Below are 22729 nucleotides of genomic sequence, written 5' to 3'. Positions count from 1 at the left end.
TCCCAACGAACAACGAGGTGATCCGTGGCTCCGCCGAACCTCACCCAGGACCAGGCTGAACAGCGCGCCGCGCTGCTCGACGTCGAGTCCTACGTGATCGAACTGGACCTCTCCGACGGCGCGGACGGGCCGGACGTGCGGACCTTCGGTTCCACCACGACGGTGCGGTTCCGCAGCACCCGGCCGGGCGAGTCGACCTGGATCGATCTGATGGCCGCGCAGGTGCACGGGGCGACGCTCAACGGCGTCGAGCTCGACGTGTCCGGCTACGCCGAGGACACCGGGCTCGCGTTGCCGGAGCTCGCCGCGGACAACGAGCTCGTGGTGCGCGCCGACCTCTCCTACACCAACACCGGTGAGGGGCTGCACCGCTTCATCGACCCCGTCGACGGCGGCGTCTACCTCTACAGCCAGTTCGAGACGGCCGACGCGAAGCGGATGTTCACCTGCTTCGACCAGCCCGACCTCAAGGCCACCTACCGGATCACGGTGCACGCGCCCGCGTCCTGGAAGGTCATCTCCAACGCGCCCGCCGAGATCACCGGAACCGGTGATACCCGCACCCACGCGTTCGAGACCACCGAACGGATGTCGACCTACCTGGTCGCGCTCGTCGCGGGCCCCTACGCGGAGTGGCGCGACGAGTTCCCCGGCGAGGACGGCCAGGACCCGATCCCGTTGGGCCTGTACTGCCGCGCCTCGCTCGCCGAACACCTCGACGCGGAGCGGCTGTTCACCGAGACCAAGCAGGGCTTCGCCTTCTACCACAAGGCGTTCGGGGTCCCCTACCCGTTCGGCAAGTACGACCAGTGCTTCGTGCCGGAGTTCAACGCGGGCGCCATGGAGAACGCCGGCTGCGTCACCTTCCTGGAGGACTTCGTCTTCCGGTCGAAGGTCACCGGCTACCTCTACGAGCGCCGCGCCGAGACCGTGCTGCACGAGATGGCGCACATGTGGTTCGGCGACCTCGTCACCATGCGCTGGTGGGACGACCTGTGGCTCAACGAGTCGTTCGCCACCTGGGCCAGCGTGCTCGCGCAGGTCGGCGGCACGCAGTACACGAGCGCCTGGACCACCTTCGCCAGCGTCGAGAAGTCCTGGGCGTACCGGCAGGACCAGCTGCCCTCCACGCACCCGGTCGCCGCCGACATCCCCGACCTGCAGGCCGTCGAGGTGAACTTCGACGGCATCACCTACGCCAAGGGCGCTTCGGTGCTCAAACAGCTCGTCGCGTACGTGGGGCTGGACAACTTCCTCGCCGGGCTGCGCGGCTACTTCGAGCGGCACGCGTGGGGCAACGCCACCCTGAACGACCTGCTGCTGGCCCTGGAGGAGGCGTCCGGGCGCGACTTGTCCTGGTGGAGCGCCCAGTGGCTGCAGACCACCGGCCTGAACATGCTGCGCCCCCGGTTCAGCACCGACGACGAGGGCCGGTTCACCGAGTTCACCGTCGTGCAGAACGGCGCCCGCCCCGGTGCCGGTGAGCACCGCACCCACCGGCTCGCGATCGGCGTCTACGACGACGACCCGGCCACCGGGCGGCTCGTGCGCACCCACCGCGTCGAACTGGACGTCAGCGGTGAGCGCACCGCGGTGCCCGACCTGGTCGGCGTGCACCGCGGCAAGCTGGTGCTGGTCAACGACGACGACCTCACCTACTGCACGATGCGGCTCGACCCCGAGTCGCTGGCCACGCTCATCGACCGGATCGGCGACATCGAGCAGTCGCTGCCGCGCGCGCTGTGCTGGTCCACCGCCTGGGAGATGACCCGGGAGGCGGAGCTCAAGGCGCGCGACTTCGTCAGCCTCGTGCTCGGCCGCTCCGCCGACTCCGGGATCGGCGCGGAGAGCGAGATCGGCGTGGTGCAGCGGGTCCTGCTGCAGACCCAGACCGCGCTGGCCTCCTACGCCGACGCCGACTGGCAGCCCGAGGGCTGGGACCGGTTCTCCACCCGGATGCTGGAACTGGCGCGGGCCGCCGAACCGGGGTCGGACCACCAGCTGGCGTTCGTGAACACGCTGGCCTCCTCGGTGCTCGGCGAGCAGCACCTCGCGGCGGTGCGCGGCTGGCTGGACGGCACGGAGCCGCTGCCGGGGCTCGCCGTCGACACCGACCTGCGCTGGCTGCTGCTGCAGGCGCTCGTCGCGCACGGCGCCGCCGCCGAGGACGAGATCGACGCCGAGCTCGACCAGGACCGGACCGCCACCGGCCGCCGCAAGGCCGAGCGGGCGCGGTCGCTCATCCCCACCCCGGAGTCCAAGGAACGCGCCTGGCAGCGCGCCGTGCACGACGACGAACTGCCGAACGCGGTCAGCGACGCGATCATCGCCGGGTTCCAGCACCCGGGGCAGCGCGAGCTGCTGGCCTCCTACGTGGAGCGCTACTTCGCCGAGATCGACGAGGTGTGGCAGCGGCGGTCCAGCGAGCGCGCGCAGCCCACCGTCATCGGGCTGTTCCCGTCCTGGGCCGTGCGGCAGAGCACCGTCGACGCCGCCGACGCCTGGCTCGCCGAGGAGCGGCCGGCGGCGCTGCGGCGGCTGGTCTCCGAGGGGCGGGCCGGGATCGTGCGAGCGCTGGCCGCGCGCGAGTTCGACCGCTCGTAACCCGCGGGCACGAGAACGGGGGCGGACCTGGTCGGGCCCCCCCCCGCTTCACGTTCGGGTCGAGCGCCGGGTTCGGCTCAGCGCTGGGTGCCGGCGGCGTCGGCGAGCATCCGCAACGCGCTGAGCAGCCCTTCGATCATCTCGCCCTCCTTGAACGAAGCGACCATCGTCATCAGCGCCAGCTGGCAGCTGCGGTCCGGGACGCGGCGCTTCGACTCCTCGCCGGTCACGATCTCCACCGCTCGCTGCTGCGGCGACACCGCCAGCAGCACCCCTTCGGCGGCGCGCGCCCCGAGGTTGGCGTGCAGCTCGCCCGCGGTCTCCCGGGTCTGCTCGCCGAGGTCGCCCAGGTACACCGCGAACTCCAGCCCGGTGCTGCGGCTGGAGAGGGTGAGCGCCTCGTCGAGCCGGGCGAGCTGACCGGTGCTGAACGGCAGGTGCGGCCCTTCCGGGCGGACGCGCCGGGCGATGGACAGCCGGCCGGTCGCGGTCACCGCCTCCCCGGTCGCCAGGTCCTGGTCGCCGCCGGAGCGGCCCTCGCCGGTGATCTCACCAGTGGCCACGTGCGCCTCCCCGGTCGGTGCTGTGCGCGTGCTCGGCTGCGGCGGACGCCGTCTCCGCGGAGTCCTGGTCGCCCGGCGGCGCGGTGCTCACGCGCGCCGGATCGGCCACCCAGAACACCGGGGCGAACTCCCAGTCCTGCCCTGCGCGGTATCGGGAACGGGTCAGCTTCGAGCGGAGGGTGATCAGCGCGACCAGGAGGTACACGGACGCCGGGATCACCGCCAGCACGAGGAAGGTCTCAACCGCAGTCACGCTGAGCACGGTAGCCGATCACGTCGCCGCGTGGGACGACGCCACGGCACGCCCGTGTCCTCCGCCCGAGGTCCGGCCGCCGCCGCGAACCGGCCTGTGGACAGCCCGGCATTCTTGTGGACAACTCCGATCCGCTTTTCCGCGCACGCGGAACAAGACCGGCGAGACCTCTTCGCCACCTGGGGAAACGACAATTCCTCGCGCACCGGATCGCGCGGATCGATGCAGAATCCGACCGGCGGAATCGGCATCGCGGCTGACCGATCCGCCCGCGCCCAGGAGAACGCGACTTCAATTTCCGGTGAAAACACCGTGCGTCCGAACGGGTGAGCCGGGGCCGTTCTTGACACGAGAACGGTTTCGTGCGAGGACCCTGCTCTTCGGACCCGCCCCGCCACCGCGGTCACTCCTGGTGCCGGGGACCGGCGCCGAACAGGGGGTTCGCCCCGCGGAACGGGCTCGGCAGGACCATCCCGAGCGTCGCCGGCGACTCCCGCGACCGCCGACGCCGACCGCCGCGGCGGCGCACGGGCCAGGCCACGCCTGGTGAGCAGCGCACGTCGATTCCGTGACCGCACGTGACCATCCCGGCCCTGAGCAGGACAAGGGCTACCGAAAGTCACTAGTCAAGCGTGTCGCGCCTCACGTAATGTAACTCTTTCAGCGCAATCGCCGCCGCCGAATGGAGCCCATCCAGAAGGTCGCAGCGGGCGGCGAGTTGGCGGCTTGTTTGAACGCTCCCGCGCTTCTAGTTTTTCACCTGTATGGGTCTTGCATATTTGATCACTAGCCCCATGGACAGTCTATTCGCCTGCGGGAGGCACACCATGTCGTCGATCAACACCGCCGCTCAGCGCAATCTTGACACCATTTTCCAGAACGCGCAGCCCCTTGTCGAACACGTTCCGCACACGGCTGCCGGCATCCGCATCAGCGGGACGAATCGCGGGGTCCGGATCAGCGGTGCGGACCGGAGCGTGCGGATCAGCTCGCAGTCCGGAGTCCGCATCAGCGGCGCCCGGCGCGGCGTGCGGATCAGCTCGGCGGACCGCGGGGTCCGCATCAGCGGCGAGGGCCGGGGCGTGCGCATCAGCGGGCAGCAGCGCGGCGTCCGCATCAGCGGCGAAGACCGGGGCGTGCGCATCAGCGGGCAGCAGCGCGGCGTCCGCATCAGCGGCGAAGACCGGGGCGTGCGGATCAGCTCGCGGGGCGTGCGCATCAGCGGCGGCGACCGCGGCGTCCGCATCAGCGGCACCGAACGCGGCGTCCGGATCAGCGGCGAGGACCGCGGTGTGCGGATCAGCTCGCACGAGGGCGTCCGCATCAGCTCTCGGGCAGGCGTGCGGATCAGCGGCGAGGAGCGCGGTGTCCGGATCTCAGGTCAGGAGCGCGGTGTCCGGATCAGCTCGCGGACCGGCGTCCGGATCAGCGGCACCGAGCGCGGCGTCCGGATCTCAGGTCACGACCGCGGCGTGCGCATCAGCTCGCAGGCAGGCGTCCGGATCTCCGGTCAGGAGCGCGGCGTCCGGATCAGCGGCGAGGAACGCGGCGTCCGGATCAGCTCGCGCTGCGGGGTCCGGATCAGCTCGCGGGCGGGCGTCCGCATCAGCGGCGAGAACCGCGGGGTCCGGGTCAGCTCGCAGCGGCGCGGCGTCCGCATCAGCAGCCGGGCCGGCGTGCGGATCAGCGGCCAGCAGGGCGTGCGCATCAGCAGCACCGACCGCGGCGTGCGGATCAGCGCCCAGGACCGCGGCGTCCGGATCAGCTCGCAAGCAGGCGTCCGGATCAGCGCAGCCGAGCGCGGCGTCCGGATCAGCTCCCAAGCGGGCGTGCGCATCAGCTCGGCCAGCCGCGGCGTCCGGATCTCCGGCCAGGACCGCGGCGTGCGGATCAGCGGCCGGAGTTCCCGTCAGCTCACCGCGGCGGCCTGACGTGCCCGCAGCGCCGTCACGCCGCCGATTCGCCCAGGTACGGCAGCCACAGCGGGTCCGTCTCGGACAGCCCGGCGATCAGGCGCCAGTGCCTGCCGCGCGGAGCGTGCGGGGCCACCGGCAGCTGCCAGCCCAGTTCGCTGAGCGTCTTGTCCGCCTTGCGGTGGTTGCACCTGGTGCAGCAAGCGACGCAGTTCTCCCACTCGTGCGGCCCGCCCCGGCTGCGCGGCACCACGTGATCGATCGTCTCGGCCCGCCCCCCGCAGTACACGCAGCGATGCCCGTCGCGGTGCATCAGCGCGGACCGGGTGAGCGGGACGCGCCCCCGGTACGGGACGCGGACGAAGCTGCTGAGCCGGATCACCGACGGCACCTCGTGGCTGCTGGTGGCCGAGTGCAGCACCAGTCCCGCCGAGTCGCCGTGCACGACCTCCGCCTTGCCGCAGACCAGCAGCACGATCGCTCTGCGCAGCGGAAGCGCGGTCAGCGGTTCGAAGGTCGTGTTGAGCAGCAGCACCCGCCGCTTGCGCCAGGCGGGTGCGGAAGTGCCCGACTGCCCGGCGGGCGGCGCGTGGCACAGCGTCGCCCGAGGCGCGAGCCCGGCGGCCGCGCCTGTCGGAGTCGGTATTCGGTCGTGCACGCGACCACCTCCACCGGTTGGCAAGGACCAGTCGACCACAATCGACACCCCGAACGCACGTGTGATTCACCACGTGCTAGCCACCTGCGCCGCGGGCCGAGTCCGAGGTCGCGGCGGACCTGAGCGATCTCCGAGGTCCGACCGGCCCCACTGCGCCGATCGTATGGGCTCCGGTGTTGATCGTTCAGGGTGAATTCGGCGAATGCCGCCGCACCCGCACCGGTCCCGGCCCGTTCCCCCGTATCGTCGGCGGGCGTGACGAAGGTTCAGCCGCCCCTGTCCTACCCGCACGCCGAACGCGCCGACGTGGTCGACGACCTGCACGGCAGGAGGGTTCCCGACCCGTACCGCGCGCTGGAGGACCCGGCCGACCCGCGGACCGAGGAGTGGTCCGCCGCGCAGGACGAGTTCGCCCGTGCCCGGCTCGACGCGCTGCCCGGCCGCGCGGAGATCGCGCAGCGCCTGACGTCCCTGCTCTCGGCGGGGTCGGTGTCGGCCCCGGTGTGGCGGGCCGGTCGCGCGTTCTTCACCCGCCGCGCGCCGGGCCAGGAGTTCCCGGTGCTGTACCTGCTCGACGAGGACGGTTCGGAGCGGCCGCTGCTGGACGTCACCGAGCTGGACCCGTCCGGCCTCACCACGCTGGACCGCTGGTCGCCGAGCCTGGAGGGCGACCGGCTCGCCTACCAGGTCTCCGTCGGCGGTGACGAGGAGTCGCTGCTGCACGTGCTGGACGTGACCACCGGCGAGCTGCTGGAAGGCCCCATCGACCGGTGCCGCTACTCGTCGATCTCGTGGATGCCGGGCGGCAACGAGTACTTCTACGTGCGGCGGCTGCCGCCGGAAGCCGTGCCGGACGGCGAGGAGCAGTTCCACCGCCGGGTGTGGCGCCACCAGGTGGGCGCGCACCCGGACGACGACCTGCTGGTGCACGGCGACGGCCTGGAGCACACCTTCTACTACGACGCCCGCGTGTCCCGGGACGGCCGCTGGCTGCTGGTGCACGGCAGCCCCGGCACGGCGCGGCGGGACTCGATGTGGATCGCGGACCTGTCCGGGGACGGGCGGCTGCGCCAGGTCGTCGACACCTCCGAGGGCATCCGCGCCTCGGCGTGGGTGGAGCGCGACGGCCGGCTGTACGTGCAGACGACGCTGGACGCCCCGCGCTGGCGGCTCTGCGTCGCCGACCCGGAGGCACCGGAACCGGCGAACTGGCAGGAGCTGATCCCCGAGGACCCGGATTCGGTGCTGGAGGCGGTGCGCTGGTTCGACGACGGCACCGACGACCCGAAGCTCGCGGTGCTGCGCACCCGGCACGCGGTGTCCGAGCTGGCGCTGCACGACCCGGTCACCGGCGACCGCACCGAGCAGGTCCCGCTGCCGGGCACCGGCCAGATCACGGCGCTGACCGCCGTCGACGAGGAGACCGAGGGCGACCGGGACCGGCTGTGGATCGGCTGGACCGACTTCGCGACGCCACCCTGCGTGCACCTCTACACCCGGGCCTCCGGCACCACGCGGCAGGAGCGGCGCGCACCGGGCGCGGCGGAGCTGCCGGAGGTGCGCTCCTCCCAGGTCGAGTACACCTCGAAGGACGGCACCACCGTCCGGATGTTCCTGCTCTCGCCGACCGCCGAACCGGACGTCCCGCGGCCCGCGCTGGTCACCGGCTACGGCGGGTTCTCGCTGTCGATGGAGCCGTCCTACTCCCCCACCGCGCTGGCCTGGGTCGCCGCGGGCGGGGTGTGGGCGCTGCCCTCGCTGCGCGGCGGCGGCGAGGAAGGCGAGCAGTGGCACCGCGCGGGCATGCGCGAGAGCAAGCAGAACGTGTTCGACGACTTCCACGCCGCGGCCGAGCACCTGGTGTCCACCGGCTGGACCTCCCCGGACCGGCTGGCGATCACCGGCGGCTCCAACGGCGGGCTGCTGGTCGGCGCGGCGCTGACGCAACGCCCGGAGCTGTACCGGGCGGTGGTGTGCTCGGCGCCGCTGCTGGACATGGTGCGCTACGAGAAGTTCCTGCTGGGCCGCACCTGGAACGACGAGTACGGGACCGCCGACGACCCGGAGGAGCTGGACTGGCTGCTGTCGTACTCGCCGTACCACGCGGTCGCCGAGGGCACCGGCTACCCGTCCGTGCTGTTCGCGGTGTACGAGTCCGACACCCGGGTCGACCCGAACCACGCGCGCAAGATGTGCGCGGCCCTGCAGCACGCCACGAGTTCGGACCCGCAGCAGCGGCCGGTGCTGCTGCGGCGGGAGACCGAGGTGGGGCACTCCGCCCGGTCCGTTTCGCGTACCGTGGGCCTGGCGACCGACCAGATCGCCTTCCTAGCGGAGGCCACCGGGCTCCCCCTCGCCTGAGCGGTCGCCACCTCTGACAACTCAGTCGCGGTAGGCGCGTGCCCGTCCAGCGGTGCGCGGCCGGCTCCGGGAACTGCGGACGGCGGGGCGTCCGCAGCTCCCGGCAGGCAGTCGGCCGGCACCGGCGCGGGGCGCGTCCTGCCGCGGTGCGATTCGACGTTCGCAACACCCGAGCATGGAGACCCCGACCCATGACACCCCCGCTGTTGACCCAGCCGCTGCTGACCCAGCCGAACTGCGTCGAGGACGACGGCAGCTGGTGCCAGACCGTCTTCTCGTGGACCGGCAACGAGTGGCTGGCGATGTACTCCGAGCTGCTCATCGCCAAGCCGCTGAACATCGTGATGATCGTCATCATCGCGCTCCTGGTGCGCTACTTCGTGCACCGCACCATCTCCCGGCTCACCAGGGGCAACGGCGGCAAGACGCCGAAGCTGCTGGTGCCGCTGAAGGAACGCCGCCCGGAGTCCTCGGCGATGGCGCTGCTCTCGGAACGCCGGATGCAGCGGGCCCGCACCATCGGCTCGGTGCTCAAGTCGCTGTCCTCGTTCGTGATCTTCGGCTTGGCGCTGATGTACGCGCTGAAGTCGCTGGGCATCGAACTCGCCCCGATCCTGGCCTCCGCCGGGGTGCTGGGCGTGGCCGTCGCGTTCGGCGCGCAGAACCTCGTCCGGGACTTCCTGTCCGGGATGTTCATGATGGTCGAGGACCAGTACGGCGTCGGCGACATCGTCGACCTCGGCGAGGCCAGCGGCACCGTGGAGGCCGTGGGCCTGCGCGTCACGACGCTGCGCGACCTCAACGGCACCGTCTGGTACGTGCGCAACGGCGAGATCCTGCGCGTCGGCAACTCCAGCCAGGGCTTCGCCGTCGCCGTCGTCGACTTCCCGATCTCGCACACCAGCTCGGTGGAGAAGGCCATGGAGGTCGCGCTCCGCGTCGCCACCGAGGCCGCCGCCCGGGAACCGCTGTCGAAGGACGTGCTGAACCCGCCGGACATGCTCGGCGTCGACAAGATCACCTCGGACACGATCACGCTGCGGCTCACGGTGAAGGTGCGGCCCAGCACCCAGTGGGCGGTGCAGCGCAGGCTCCGCGTCGCGATCAAGCGGGCCTACGACGAGGAGAACATCGAGCCGCCGTACCCCCACGGCCGGCCGCAGCTGGACTCGGCCCAGGTATGAGCGGTGCCGCCGGCAGGGGAGGATGGCGGGTGTGAGCGCACCGGAGACCTTCTACGACCAAGTCGGCGGCGAACCCACCTTCCGCTTCATCGTGGCGCGGTTCTACGAGGAGGTGGCGAAGGACGAGCTGCTGCGCCCGCTCTACCCGGAGGAGGACCTCGGTCCCGCCGAAGAGCGGCTGCGGCTGTTCCTCATGCAGTACTGGGGCGGGCCGCACACCTACTCGGACCGCCGGGGACACCCCCGGCTGCGGATGCGGCACGCACCGTTCAAGGTGGGTCCCGCGGAGCGGGACGCGTGGCTGCGCTGCATGCGGATAGCGGTGGACGAGGCCGACCTGGGCGACGAACATCGCGAGCAGCTCTGGCAGTACTTGGAGATGGCGGCGCAGAGCATGATGAATTCGTGGTTCTAGGAGCCTGATCGATTGTCATGAACGCACCGGTGGGGGACTCGGGAGCGGCTCCGGCCGCCCCCTGGTGGCGCGATGCGGTGTTCTACCGGCTGGACCTCCGGTCGTTCGCCGACGCCAACGGTGACGGGGTGGGGGACCTCGACGGCGCCCGGCTGCGCCTCGGCTACCTGGAGCTGCTGGGCGTGGACGCCCTGTGGCTGACCGCGGTGGCGTCGGCGCCGCTGACCGATCCGCTGCGGGGTCGCGGCGTCGACCCGGTGCTGGGCGAGCTGGAATCGTTCGAATCGCTGGTGGACGAGGCGCACGCCGCGGGCCTGCGGGTCGCGGTGGACGTCACCGCGCAGCGCGACCGGATCGAACAGCTCACCGCACCGGAGCACGAGGTGTTCGCGGAGTCGGCGCGGTTCTGGCTGGACCGCGGCGTGGACGCGCTGCGGGTCGCCTCGGTGCCCGGCGCGGGCGCCCCGGCGGGAGCCGCGGTCCGCGAGGTGCTGCGGGCGCTGGCGCCGGTCATCGCCGACTACCCGGGCCGCGGTGTCGGCGTGCTCATCGACGAGTCCTGGTTCGACGCCTACCAGGACCACGACGGCTGGGACATCGGCATCGACCTGCGGTTGGGCCGCACCCTGTTCGACGCGGGCGAGCTGCGGGAGGTCATCACCCGGATGCTGGCGTCCGCGCGGATGCTCGGCGTCCCCGCCGTGTGGGTGGTGGCCGGGGAGGACCGGACGCACCCGGTGACCCGGTTCGGCGGCGGCGCCGCCGGGGAGGCCCGCGCACGGGCGCTGGCCCTGGTGTCGCTGGGCCTGCCGGGGATCGTCGGCCTGGACACCGGTGAAGAGCTGGGTCTGCCGAGCGCCGGTGCCGGATCCCGGTCGGCACCGCCCGCGCGCGGCCCGATGCCGTGGGAGGGCGATGAGCCGTCGTTCGGATTCTCCCCCGTGCCGGGCGGCTGGTGGCCGATGTCGGCGGAGTGGGCCGACTACACCGTGGAAGCCCAGCTGGAGGACCCGGACTCGACGCTGTCGCTGTACCGCCGGGCGCTGGAGCTGCGCAAGGAGCACCCGGCGCTGCGCGGCGACGAGGTGGCCTGGTTCGGCGCCCCGGCGGGATGCTTCGCGTTCCGGCGGGAACCGGGCGCGCTGACCTGCGCGTTGAACGCCTCGGCGGAACCGGTGACGCTGCCGCCGGGCGAAGTGCTGCTGGCCAGCGGCGAGCTCGACGGCGACCGGCTGCCGCCGAACACGGCGGTGTGGCTCATCTGACCCCCGCAGGCGGGGCGGCCGGCTGCTCCGGACGGACCCGCCGCCGCACGCCCGCCGGGAGCGACCGGTGCCGTTCCCACCGGCCGGGCAGGCCGCGGAGATCGGGTCGAACCGCAGGCCGCCGAGCCGGTGACGGGTTTCCCGACGCGCCCGGCGACCTTCCGATCGACCCGGCGCGACCGGCGGGTAAGTTGTGCAACGCCCGAGTTCCGCCTCAGTATCCCCAGGACGTCATGCCCGCAGCGAGCCCGGCACCGCACCACGCCACCCCGCAGCGCACCGAGGGCTCCACCAAGGCCCGCGGTACCCGCCTGCTCGGGGTGGACCTGGCCCGATTCGTCGCCATCTTCGGCATGTTCGTGATCCACTTCGGGGCGCCGTTCTGCGGCGGATTCGTGGAAGTGGGGCTGGCGCAGGCCTCCAGCGGACGCGCGACCGCCCTGTTCACCTTCCTCGCCGGGGTCTCCCTGGCGATGCTCACCGGACGCGGCAGGCCGCTGACCGGCAGCGCGCTGCGGGACGCGCGGGTGCGGGTCGCGGTCCGCGCCGTGCTGCTGCTGCTGATCGGGCTGGCGCTGGCGAAGTCCACCGAGGCCACCGGCTTCCTGCTCACCGTGATCATCCCGTTCTACGGGGTGTACTTCCTGCTGTCCCTGCCGTTCCTCGGGATGAGCCCGCGCGGCACCGGGATCGCCGCCGCGGTGCTCGTCCTCGCCGGGCCGCAGCTGTCGTTCCTGCTGCGCTGGTTGCTCGCCGGGGACAACGCGGTGGCCGCCGCGGCCGGGGCGTGGCACTCCGTCGACCCGGGCAACCTGATCGCCGACCTGGGCGTGGTGGACCTGCTGCTGACCGGGTTCTACCCGGCGGCGACGTACCTGGCGCTGGTGCTGGCCGGACTCACCCTCGGCCGGCTCGACCTGCGGTCCCGCGCGCTGCGGCTGCGGCTCGGCATCGGCGGGGCCGCGGTCGCCACCGCCACCTACGTGACCACGGCGCTGCTGGGGCTGACCTACCCACCGCTGCCGGACGTGCTCACCGAGGGGACCGTGCCGCTGGAGCACCCGGAGCTGCTGCTGGCGGCCCGCGCGCACAGCGGTTCCTCGTTCGAGCTGATCGCCTCGCTGGGCATCGCGGTCGCGATCCTGGCACTGTGCCTGGAACTCGCGGACCGCTACGAGCGACCGCTGCTGCCGCTGATCAAGGCGGGCACCATGGCGCTGACGCTGTACGCGCTGCACGCCCTGGTGATGTCCTGGCAGATCGTCGTCGGCGGCTGGCCGCTCAGCGGCGTGCCGGAGACGCTGGACGAGCTGGCCAGCATGGGCCCGGAAGCCGAATGGGTGCCGAACCTGCCCGCGTTCCCCGCCGACGGGCACCGCCCCGAAGGCATCGTCGGGTTCGTGAACACCTACATGTCCGAGCTGTTCCTGCTGTTCTCCCTCGGCTTCGCGAACCTGTGGAAGCGCTTCTTCCGCCGCGGTCCCCTCGAAGGCGCCGTCAGCGCCGCGGTGGACCTGTGCACCCGCAAGCTCTCCTACCGCTGAGCAGTGGTCCTGTCTGCTCGTCAGCGGCGACCACCAGAGCGACCGGACCAACCCGCGGGTTCTCAGCGGTCCGCTCGCGAGGACGGCGATTTCTCAGGTGGCGGAAATCGATCCCGCGGCGAGAAGACCGCTGCGGTTCCGCCACCCGCCCCCGGAGCAGGACGAACCGATCACATCAACAAGGACAGCAGCGCGTGCCTGCGGCGCACCACGGCCCCGTAGCGGGAGTCCATCCGCAACCACGAGTCGGTGGCGCTGACCCGCACGATCTCCGACTCGGCCGGTTCCGCGACGAGGAACCCCATGCCGGAGAGCACGAACAGGCAGCGCAGCGGGATCTTCACGTCCAGCCCGGACCCGCTGACGGTGAAGACCTCCTGGTCCAGCAGCGACGCGGGCGGGGTGCCCTTCGGGCCGACGTTCTCCTTCGCCATGGCGATGCCGCGGTCGGCGACCTCGCCGACGAGCTTCGCGGGCAGGTCGTCCACCCGCCGCCACCCCTCCGGCGGCGGCAGCTCGGAACGCCACAGCAGGTCCCGCTGCGGCCCCGGATCCATCTCCGGCCCGCCCGCGACGGTCAACGAGGCCAGCAGTTCGTTGCCGGACACGGTGACGTCGGCGGGTTCCACCTCGCCTTCCACCGAGCGGGTGCACAGCGCGTCGAAGGGGGTGGCGCCCCACACGTCGAGCCGGCCGGTGCCGCCGCGGTTGCGCAGCCGGATCACCGACTGCCCGTCGAGGCGCACCGAACGGGCCACGAACGCGCCGAGGTCCTCGCGCTCCACCTGGTCGGGCATCCGCAGCTCAGGCACGGCCGCCCGCTTCCGCCTGCGCGAGCACCGGCTGCCACTCGGCGAGGAAGTCCCGTTCGTCGGTGCTGAGCCTGCGCGGCCGCCCGGCCTTCAGGTCGTAGGGAACCATCAGCGTCTCCGCGGTCGCGACCTCCGCGGACCCGCTGGTCGACGCCGAGTAGTCGATCACGAAGGACGCCGGCTTCAGGTCTCGCACCGACATCCGCACCTGCAAGGTGCCCGCCGAGTGCGACACCGGGATCCGGTAGTCGACGGCGAGGCGCGCGACCACCATGCCCTCCGCCATGCCCAGCAGCCCCCGCCTGCCCGCCTCGGTGAACAGCAGCTCCACCCGGGCTTCCTCCAGCAAGGTCACCGTTCTGGCGTGGTTGACGTGCCCGAACGCGTCCATGTCGGACCAGCGCAGCGGAACATCGGCTACGAAAGCACCCACTCGGTGTCCTTCCCGTGTGATGGCTGAGGTTCGCCCCGATCGTAGTCCGGACGCGGACCGGCCCGGCGGCCCCGCGGACGCGGGAGGGGCGGACCGTCCGGCCCGCCCCTCCCGACATCGAGACCGCGCGGTCCCGCCGACCACCCGAGCCCCCGCAGGCGCGGGGGCGGGTGATCAGCGGACCATGCTGCGCAGCTGCCGCGTCGCCACCGACAACGTCGCCAGGTCGAGCCCGCCGGAGCGCTTGATGGCCTCCAGCGACGTCCTGGCCCGCTCGATGCGGGACGCGTTCGTCGCCTCCCACTGGGCGATCTTGTCCGCGGCCGGTTCCTCCGGGTCGCTGGTGCTGAGCACGTCGATCGTCAACGCCCGCAGCGAGGCGTACATGTCGTCGCGCAGCGCCAGCCGGGCCAGCGAGTGCCACCGGTTGCCGCGCTCCAGACCGTTGACCGCGACCAGCAGCCGCTCCATGTCGAGGTGCTCGGACAGCGTGTAGTACAGCTCCGCGCTCTCCATCGGGCTGCGCTCGGCGCTGACGCCGTTGTCCCGCTCGGCCAGCTCGGCGATCTCGGTGATGTCCAGCAGCGCGTAGGTGTCCAGCAGGGCACCGATGCGCTCCGCCAGGTCCGCCGGGACGCCCTCGGAGATGAGCTGCTGCTTCTTCTCCTCGGCGGCGACGGCCGCCTGCCCGCGCAGCAGGCCGGGCACGCTGGCCGCGAGCTCGGACACGACCGGCCGGAACCGGCTGATCTCCGCGCCGATCGCCAACGGCTGCGGGCGGTTCGACAGCAGCCAGCGGGCCGCGCGGTCCAGCAGCCTGCGGCTGGCCAGCACCATCTCGTCGGCGACGCGGCTGGCCACCACGTTGTCCAGCTCGTCGATCCGCCGCCACAGCTCCGGCAGGTCGTAGACGCTGGTGACGACCGCGTAGGCGCGCACCGCGTCGGTGGCCGACGCCGCGATCTCCTCGGACAACCGGTAGGCGTAGGACACGCCCGCACCGTCGACGACCTCGTTGACCAGCAGCGTCGAGGTGATCTCCCGGCGCAGCGGGTGCGCGGGGATCGCGTCGGCGTAGCGCTCCCGCAGCGGCAGCGGGAAGTAGTCCGGCAGCCGCCCGCTGAACGCGTCCGCGTCCGGCAGGTCGCTGGCCAGCACCTGCTCCTTCAGCGACAGCTTCACGTGCGCCAGCAGCGTCGCCAGCTCCGGCGACGTGAGCCCGGTGCCGCTCTTCTCGCGGTCCCGCAGCTCCTTCTTGCTCGGCAGCGCCTCCAGGTCGCGGTCCAGGCCACCTTCCTCCAGCGCGGTGATCTGCCGGGCGTGCACCGACACCATCGGCGCCGCGTGCGCGCGGGACACGCCCAGCACCTCGTTCTGCCGGTAGTTGTCGGCCAGCACCAGCTCGGCGACCTCGTCGGTCATCTCCGCCAGCAGCTCGTTGCGCTGCTCGCCGTCCAGCTCGCCCTCGGCGACCAAGTGGTCCAGCAGGACCTTGATGTTCACCTCGTGGTCCGAGCAATCCACGCCGGCCGAGTTGTCCAGCGCATCGGTGTTGACCTTGCCGCCGGCACGCGCGAACTCGATGCGGCCGCGCTGGGTGAGGCCGAGGTTGCCGCCCTCACCGACCACCCGCACCCGCAGGTCCGCGCCGTCCACCCGGACCGCGTCGTTGGCCTTGTCGCCCACCTCGCCGTGCGTCTCCGTGGAGGCCTTCACGTAGGTGCCGATGCCGCCGTTCCACAACAGGTCCGTCGGGGCCTGCAGGATCGCCTTGATCAGCTCCGCCGGGGGCAGCGCCGTCACCGACTCGTCGATACCCAGCGCGGTGCGGACCCGCGCGTTCAGCGGGATCGACTTCAGCGACCGCGACCACACGCCGCCGCCCTCGCTGATCCTGCTGCGGTCGTAGTCGTCCCACGTGGAACGCGGCAGCTCGAACAACCTGCGCCGCTCCGCGTACGAGCTCGCCGCGTCCGGCTCCGGGTCGATGAACACGTGCATGTGGTTGAACGCCGCCACCAGGCGGATGTGCTCGGACAGCAGCATGCCGTTGCCGAACACGTCCCCGCCCATGTCGCCGATGCCGACGACGGTGAAGTCCTCGCGCTGGGTGTCCAGGTCCAGCTCGCGGAAGTGGCGCTTGACGCTCTCCCACGCGCCCTTCGCGGTGATGCCCATCGCCTTGTGGTCGTAGCCGACCGAACCGCCGGAGGCGAACGCGTCACCCAGCCAGAAGCCGTAGGAGCGGGCCACGTCGTTGGCGACGTCCGAGAACGACGCGGTGCCCTTGTCCGCGGCCACCACCAGGTACGTGTCGTCGCCGTCGTGGCGCACCACGCCCTCCGGGGGCGCCACCTCGCCGCCCACCAGGTTGTCGGTCAGGTCCAGCAGGCCCGAGATGAACATCCGGTAGCAGGCGATGCCCTCGTTCAGCGTCGCCTCCCGGTCCTTCGCCGGGTCCCCCGTGGGCAGCGGCGGGCGCTTCACCACGAACCCGCCCTTCGCGCCGACCGGCACGATCACCGCGTTCTTCACCGCCTGCGCCTTCACCAAGCCGAGGATCTCGGTGCGGAAGTCCTCCTGCCGGTCCGACCAGCGCAACCCGCCGCGGGCCACCGAACCGAAGCGCAGGTGCACGCCCTCCACCCGCGGGGAGTACACGAAGATCTCGTAGGCCGGCCGCGGCTCCGGCAGCCCCGGGATCTCCTTCGGCTCCAGCTTCATCGCCAGGTAGGAGCGCTCCGGAGCGCCGTCCGCGTAGTAGTTGGTGCGCAGCGTCGCGGTGATCAGGCTCAGGTAGCTGCGCAGGATCCGGTCCGCGTTGAGGCTCGTCACCTCGTCGATCAACCGGGTGATCTGGGTCCGCAGCTCGTCCTGCCGGGCGGCCCGCTCGTCCTCGGCCAGCTTCGGGTCGAAGCGCACCTCGAACAGCCTGGTCAGCGCCACCGTCGTCGCCCGGTGCGTGAGCACCACGTCCGCGATGAACTCCTGGCTGTAGGGCACCCCCGTCTGGCGCAGGTACTTCGCGTAGGCGCGCAGCACCGACGCCTGCCGCCAGCTCAACCCGGCGCGCAGCACCAGCGAGTTGAACCGGTCCACCTCGGCGTCGCCCAGCCAGGCCGCGCGGAACGAGTCCTCGAACCGCTCGCGCAGCGTGTCCAGCCGCTCGGCGCCCTCGGTCTCCAGCAGCCCGCTCTCCAGCCGCAGGCCGAAGTCGTAGATCCAGCACTCGGCGCCGCTCTCCGGCACCACCTCGTACGGCCGCTCGTCCACGACCTCCACGCCCATGCTCTGCAGCACCGGCAGGACGCGGGACAGCGTCACCCGCTCGCCCGTGACGTAGATCTTGAACCGGCGCTCGCCCGGAGCGGCGTCCTCCGGCGTGTAGAACGACATCCGCAGGTCGCGCTCACCGGACAACGACGCCAGCTTCCGCAGGTCGCGCAGGCCCTCCCCAGCGCTGAAGTCCTCCTTGTACGCCTCCGGGAACGACGCGGCGTACTGCTGCGCGGCCTCGCTGGCGGCCTCCGAGCGGCGCACCCGGCGCGGCTCCTCGGCGTCGCCGGGGGCGATCTCCACCTCGTCGACCATCTGGTCTTCCCAGGTGTGGATCGCCTCGGACAGCCGCTCCTGGATGCGGGCCAGGTCCGGCTCCGGGGCCTCGCCGCCCGGCTTCGTGTGCACCACGAAGTGCACGCGGGCCAGCGCCGACTCGCCGACGCGGGTGCTGTACTCGACGCTCGCGCCGCCCAGCTCCGTCAGCAGCACCTCCTGCATCGCCAGCCGGGACCGCGTCGTGTAGCGGTCCCGCGGCAGGTACACCAGGCAGGAGAAGAACCGGCCGTACGGGTCGCGGCGCACGAACGGCTTCAGCTTCCGGCGCTCGGCCAGCGCCAGCACGCCCGTCACCGTCTCGCGCAGCGTGTCCAGGTCGGTGGAGAACAGCTCGGTGCGCGGGTAGTTCTGGATCTCCTCCAGCATCCGCTGGCCCGAGTACGACTCCAGCGGGAAGCCGGCGCCGTGGATCGCCTCGCGCACCCGGCGCTCGATGAACGGGATGTCCAGCACGTTCTCGTGCAGCGCGGTGGTGGTGAACAGGCCGATGAACCGGTGCTCCCCGGTGACCGCGCCGTTCTCGTCGAAGGTCAGCACGCCCACGTAGAACGGGTGCACCGAGCGGTGCACCGTCGACGGGGTGCTGGCCTGCGTGAGCACCAGCGGCTCCCCGGAACGGGTGCTGGTCAGCACGTCCGGACCGGTCGTGAGGTCCTCGGCGGCGACTGCGTCGCTGCGCAGCACGCCGAGACCGGACCCCAGCACCGGGCTCAGCGCGGGCTTGCCGTCCTGCTCGACGAGCTCGTTGTGCCGGTAGCCGAGGAACGTGAAGTGCCCGTCGGCGAGCCAGCGCAGCAGCCCCGCGCTGTCCGCGGCCTGCTTGCCGGGCAGCGCCCCCGGCTGCGACTCCAGCTCGTCGGCCAGCGAGCGGGCGGTGGTCAGCATCCGCTCGGTGTCCTCGACGACCTCGCGGACGTCACCGAGCACGGTGCGCAGGCCCTGCTCCAGCGCCTGCAGCCGGTCCGCGTCGGTGATCCGGTCGACCTCGGCGAGCATCCACGACTCGGCGAGCGCGTCCGCGGGCGGCGCGCCCGGGTCCGCGTGCGGCAAGACCTCCAGCAGCGCGCCCGCGGCATCGCGGCGCACCACGACGATCGGGTGGATGATCCGCTGCACCTCGGCACCGTGCCGGGTCAGCTCGGCGATCACGCTGTCCACCAGGTACGGCATGTCGTCGGTGACCAGCTGCAGCACGGTCGCCTGGTTCCGCCAGCCGCCGTCGTCGAGGCTGGGGTTCACCACCTGCACCAGCGGACGGCCGGCGACCCGCTCGGCGGCGAGCGCGTGGTGCGAACGCAGCGCCTCCACGAGCTCGTCGGGTTCGTCACCGGCGAGCTCTTCGGCAGGCACATGCCGGAAGTAGGTCCGCAGCAACTCGCCGAGCTCCCCCGCGGAGTCGGCGGCGCGGTCGAGCAACCAGGCCTTCGCGGCCTCCGGGTTCTCCAGCACGGCGGCCCCGCCGGTCGCGGCGTCGGGGATGGCGGATCGGGGTTTCGAGGTCATCTTCAGCTGCTCCACGCTTGACGGCACCGCGTTGTGCCAACACGGCTTCCACCCTAAGCCTGCCAGGCCGCGCGCCGATCAGGTGGGAGCGGCACCGTTCCCACCGGAAACCTCCTGCGACGTTCCGATTTCCGGGTGGTTCCGGAGGTGCGCGGACTGTGCGAACGGGGGCGTGCAGGTGGGCGGGTGTGGAGGATCACGGTGCCTCCGGACGAGTGGTCCGGCGGTGCGCGACGCCGGGCGGACGGGAACCGGGCGGCGTCTCGATCGGCGGTCGCGCGGGCGAGGTCGAGACACCGGCCGGGTCGCCGGAACTCGCGGAGGTGCCGGGATGCGGCGGAACAGGGCGCGATCGCGTCACCGCGCCCGCGCGCACCGGGACGAACGCCGGGCGGGATCGCGCGGCGGTGGCCAGGCGTCCGATCACCCCGGCCCCCGCGCCCGCGCGACACCGCTGCGGGCACGGGTCCGCGGCTCAGTACCGGGGCGTCCAGGTGTCCTGGGCGGGACGGCGGTGCCGAGGCCGCGCGTCGGGATCCGGCTCCGCCTCGTGCTGGTGCGGCAGGCCGATCGGATGACCGTTGGTACCGGGCCGGCCGTGCCGCCCCGGTCCGTCGTCGTCCTGGCGCCTGCCGTTCTCGTAGGCGAGCAGCGCCTCGGCCAGCAGGTCCGCCAGGCCGACCTCACCGGCGGGTTCCTCCGCGGCCTGCGTGCTCCCGTCCTGGTGCCGGGCCAGCAGCTCCGCCGCCGATTCGAGGCGGTCGGCGGCGGTACCACCGGGTGCGGCGAAGGGCTGGTCGTCGGACTCGGACGCGCCGTGCACCGGGCCGAAATCGGGGCGGGTGCGGTCGAACGGGGAGACCTCCGGCTCGCCACCGCCCGGGTACGAGGTCGTCCCGGTGGGCTCGGACAGCATTCCCAGCGTCGGCGGCAACCCGTCCGCCGACTCGACCGTCCCTTGTGGACCGAGCGGGTCGGGGGCGGCGTGCGCGGACGACGGCCGGTCCCACGGCGCCGCGTCCCAGCGCGGCGGATCCGGCGCGGTGCCGCCGAACCGGTCGTCCGGGTCGGCGTGCCGGGCGCGGCGGCGACCACCGGAACCCGAAGTCTCCTCGCTCGCACCGGCGGTGCCGGTCGATCCGGTGTGCCTGTCGCCGGTGTGCTGACCGCCGGAACCGCCCTCCCCGGCACTTCCCCGCTCGTCCAGGAAGGCGCCCAGGTAGCGGTCCGCCCACGAAGCCCCGGACCGCGGCGGATCCTCCGGCAGCGACTCCTCGTACCCGCCGGCGTCGGCGGGCTCCGGCGCCGCGCGGCGCGACCGGGCGCCGTCCTCGCGGCCGTGGCGCTGCATCTCGGCGAGGCTCTCCCGGATCTCGGCGAGGGTGCGGCCGCGCGAGCGCCTGCCACCCTCCTCGTGCGTCCCCGGAGCCGCGTCGGCATCCGGCTCCGCACGGTCCTCGTCGAGGTGCTCGACCGCACCGACCTGCGAGGTCGGCGGCGGCTCGTGGTCCGGCACCGAGATGACCGGCATGATCGCCGTGACGTCCGGGAAGCTCGGCTCGCCCGGTGCGCCGCGATCCCACGGGGCGCTCACCTCGGTGGGCGGCGGCTCGGCGACGTCCTCCCGGCGCCGGGAGCCGCGGGTGCGCGGAGCGGGCGCGTCGTCCGGTTCGGCCGTGCGCGCGCCTTCCGGTTCCGGCTCCGGGATCGCCGGTCCGCTGCGGGAACCGAAGTCGTAGACCGGGAAACCTTCGCCGAACGGCGCCGAGGTGACGCGGCCGACCGGGACGTCCATGCCGCCGTGCCGACCGGAGTCCTCCGCCGCGGGCTCCTCCGGTTCAGGGGCGCGGCGCTTGCCGCCGGTGCCCGCGGCCTCCGGCTCGGGCGCGCGCGGAGCCGGCATGGCACCGAGCGGACCGGGGTCCCGGCGCTGCTCGCCCTGGTCCTGGTGCGTCCTGCGGTCGTCGGCGACGCGGCTGGTCAACGTGTCCATCAGCCTGCGCGCCGCGTCGCGCACGCTGCTCTCCCCCGGCTTGCGGTACTCGTCGAGCGGGTCCTCCGGAGCGATGCGGTTCGCGGCCCCGGTCGGGACTTCCGGGGTCGCCTCGGCCGCGGGACGCTCGTTCGGCGGATCCGGAGCGGGCACGGGCTCCGCCGGTTCGGGCGGCGGGGAGAACCCGGAGTTCGCGGCGAACGGACTGCCGGTGGTGCGCTGCGGACGGCCCGTGCCGTCCGCGCGGCGGCGGCCCGCGGTCTCCTGCTGCTGCGGTGCTTCCGCGGCCACGTCGTGCGCCCCGGCCACTGCCGGTTCCGCCGAGTGCGCGCGACGGCCGGATCCCGCGGCCGGTGCGTCGGCGCCGGAGGACTCGGCCACGGTGGTTCCGGTGCTGCCGAAGGACTCGGCCGGAGCGCGGGCCGGGACGTCCGCCGACGTGGTCAGCGGCGGTGCGGCGACGGGGAGCGGCGCGGCGGCCTCCGGCGCGGCGGTGGTCGTGCCCGCCGGTCCCGGTGCCGCCGGGGGAGGCCCGGTGCCGGTGGCCAGCGCCGGGAACTCCTCCAGCAGCCGGACCCGGGCGGCGTGCACGGCGGCCCGCCAGCGCCGGTCCGCGGCGTACGCGCGGCGCAGCGTGGCCAGCGCCTCGACGAACTCCTCCGCCTTCTCGTGGGTCTGCGAGGACATGCTCAGCGATTCGGTGAGCAGGCAGTCCAGCTTGTGGCGTTCCGCGTTGGCGGCGGCGTCGTTGAGCAGCCGCACCGCCGCGGCGAGATCCCCGGCGGGCAGGTGCACGCGGGTCGCCAGCGCCAGCCGCAACCAGCCGGACGGCCCGGCCGCGGCCGCGCGCACGGGCGTGCGGATGACCGGCGAGGCGGCCTCGACGGCCTCGGTGCGGCGCCCGAGGTCCAGCAGGGAGTGGACCCGCTCCAGCACCAGGCGCGCGCGGATCTCACCGCTCTCCGCGGCGGGGTCGCCGAGCCGGTCCAGCAGGGCCAGCCCTTCTTCGGCGGCCCGGGCGGCCTGCTCGAAATCGCCGTTGCGCCGCAGGTGCCCGGCGCGCGCGGTGCGCACCCGTGCCAGCAGCAGCCTGCTGGTGTCCCGGTTCAGCTCGGAGGCCGCCGCGTAGAGCCGGTCGGCCTCGTCGAGCGCCTCGGCCCGTTCGGACTCCCGCTGCTTGCCGGGCAGCGCGGCGGCGAGCTCCAGCAGCGCGTGCGCGCGCAGCGCCGGTTCGATCCGCTCGCGTTCCAGCACCGGTTGCAGCACGCGCAGGGCGACCTCGTGCCCGCCCGCGGTGCGGGCGCAGCAGGCGAGCTCGACGCGCAGCTCCGCGGCGATCTCGTGATCGCCCGCGCGCTCCGCGTCCCGGACGGCGCTGATGGCCCGCTGGGTGATCGCGACCCCGTGCCCGAGGCGGTTGGACGCGAACAGCGCCACCGCCTCGGCACGGAGCCGCAACGCGCGGTCACCGATGCGTCTGGCCTCCGCCACGGCTTGATCGCCGAGCATCAGGGCGAGCTCGGGCACCCGCCAGCGCATCTGCCAAGCGGGTTCGAACAATTCCTGCGCACCGCCCGGATGAGCTCCGTGCACGCTGGCCAAGACGCCTCCCC

General features: G+C 72.9%; 14 protein-coding genes. 7 read left to right on the top strand and 7 right to left on the bottom strand.

Annotated elements, in window-relative coordinates; genetic code table 11:
• Positions 1-24: 24 nt before the first annotated feature.
• Entirely contained in the window at positions 25-2604 is a 2580-nt protein-coding gene (pepN, locus tag LCD35_RS10865) for an aminopeptidase N (RefSeq protein ID WP_224959369.1), read from the top strand.
• 77 nt (positions 2605-2681) lie between these two features.
• On the opposite strand, the gene LCD35_RS10860 is transcribed toward pepN, so the two are convergent.
• Together LCD35_RS10860 and LCD35_RS10855 are read right to left on the bottom strand one after the other, a co-directional pair.
• Positions 2682-3167: a DUF5130 family protein gene (locus LCD35_RS10860; protein WP_224959368.1), complete on the bottom strand. Its 486-nt coding sequence runs from the start codon at positions 3165-3167 to the stop codon at positions 2682-2684.
• Complete coding sequence (locus LCD35_RS10855) at positions 3154-3420, bottom strand: hypothetical protein (RefSeq protein WP_224959367.1); 267 nt, start codon at positions 3418-3420, stop codon at positions 3154-3156. The genes LCD35_RS10860 and LCD35_RS10855 overlap by 14 nt, the downstream gene beginning before the upstream one ends.
• 977 nt (positions 3421-4397) lie before the next feature.
• On the opposite strand from LCD35_RS10855, the gene LCD35_RS10850 reads away from it, so the two are divergent.
• Entirely contained in the window at positions 4398-5351 is a 954-nt protein-coding gene (locus tag LCD35_RS10850; protein ID WP_225044120.1) for a hypothetical protein, read from the top strand.
• 16 nt (positions 5352-5367) lie between these two features.
• On the opposite strand, the gene LCD35_RS10845 is transcribed toward LCD35_RS10850, so the two are convergent.
• Complete coding sequence (locus LCD35_RS10845) at positions 5368-5991, bottom strand: HNH endonuclease (RefSeq protein ID WP_374108067.1); 624 nt, start codon at positions 5989-5991, stop codon at positions 5368-5370.
• Between the two features lie 255 nt (positions 5992-6246).
• On the opposite strand from LCD35_RS10845, the gene LCD35_RS10840 reads away from it, so the two are divergent.
• From LCD35_RS10840 to LCD35_RS10820, 5 genes are all read left to right on the top strand, one after another.
• Positions 6247-8352, top strand: coding sequence for a prolyl oligopeptidase family protein (locus tag LCD35_RS10840; RefSeq protein ID WP_224959365.1), 2106 nt, complete (start codon positions 6247-6249; stop codon positions 8350-8352).
• 191 nt (positions 8353-8543) lie between these two features.
• Entirely contained in the window at positions 8544-9536 is a 993-nt protein-coding gene (locus LCD35_RS10835; RefSeq protein WP_224959364.1) for a mechanosensitive ion channel family protein, read from the top strand.
• A gap of 22 nt (positions 9537-9558) precedes the next feature.
• Positions 9559-9951 (top strand): globin, encoded by a 393-nt coding sequence (locus LCD35_RS10830; RefSeq protein ID WP_224959363.1) that lies wholly within the window; start codon positions 9559-9561, stop codon positions 9949-9951.
• Positions 9952-9968: 17 nt separating this feature from the next.
• Positions 9969-11216 carry an alpha-amylase family glycosyl hydrolase gene (locus LCD35_RS10825; protein WP_225044119.1) on the top strand — a complete coding sequence of 416 codons (1248 nt, stop codon included), beginning with the start codon at positions 9969-9971 and terminating at the stop codon, positions 11214-11216.
• Between the two features lie 233 nt (positions 11217-11449).
• The gene (locus LCD35_RS10820) at positions 11450-12760 is read left to right on the top strand and encodes a hypothetical protein (RefSeq protein WP_224959359.1); all 1311 of its coding nucleotides are present in this window, start codon (positions 11450-11452) and stop codon (positions 12758-12760) included.
• Positions 12761-12930: 170 nt separating this feature from the next.
• Here LCD35_RS10820 and LCD35_RS10815 read toward each other — a convergent pair whose 3' ends face one another.
• The 4 genes from LCD35_RS10815 to LCD35_RS10800 all read right to left on the bottom strand — a co-directional run bounded on the left by LCD35_RS10815 (position 12931) and on the right by LCD35_RS10800 (position 22718).
• The gene (locus LCD35_RS10815) at positions 12931-13572 is read right to left on the bottom strand and encodes a hypothetical protein (protein ID WP_225044118.1); all 642 of its coding nucleotides are present in this window, start codon (positions 13570-13572) and stop codon (positions 12931-12933) included.
• Entirely contained in the window at positions 13565-14005 is a 441-nt protein-coding gene (locus LCD35_RS10810; protein ID WP_224959357.1) for a thioesterase family protein, read from the bottom strand. Before LCD35_RS10810 ends, LCD35_RS10815 begins: the two co-directional genes overlap by 8 nt.
• A 174-nt stretch (positions 14006-14179) precedes the next feature.
• Positions 14180-19123 (bottom strand): NAD-glutamate dehydrogenase, encoded by a 4944-nt coding sequence (locus tag LCD35_RS10805; protein WP_225044137.1) that lies wholly within the window; start codon positions 19121-19123, stop codon positions 14180-14182.
• A gap of 475 nt (positions 19124-19598) precedes the next feature.
• The gene (locus tag LCD35_RS10800) at positions 19599-22718 is read right to left on the bottom strand and encodes a hypothetical protein (RefSeq protein ID WP_224959355.1); all 3120 of its coding nucleotides are present in this window, start codon (positions 22716-22718) and stop codon (positions 19599-19601) included.
• Positions 22719-22729 lie beyond the last annotated feature (11 nt).

Origin of the sequence: Saccharopolyspora sp. 6V (genome assembly GCF_020176785.1) — a bacterium.
GTDB classification, from domain to species: domain Bacteria; phylum Actinomycetota; class Actinomycetes; order Mycobacteriales; family Pseudonocardiaceae; genus Saccharopolyspora_C; species Saccharopolyspora_C gregorii.
Note: the sequence above shows the minus strand (reverse complement) of the source record. Positions and strands in the feature narration are given on the sequence as shown.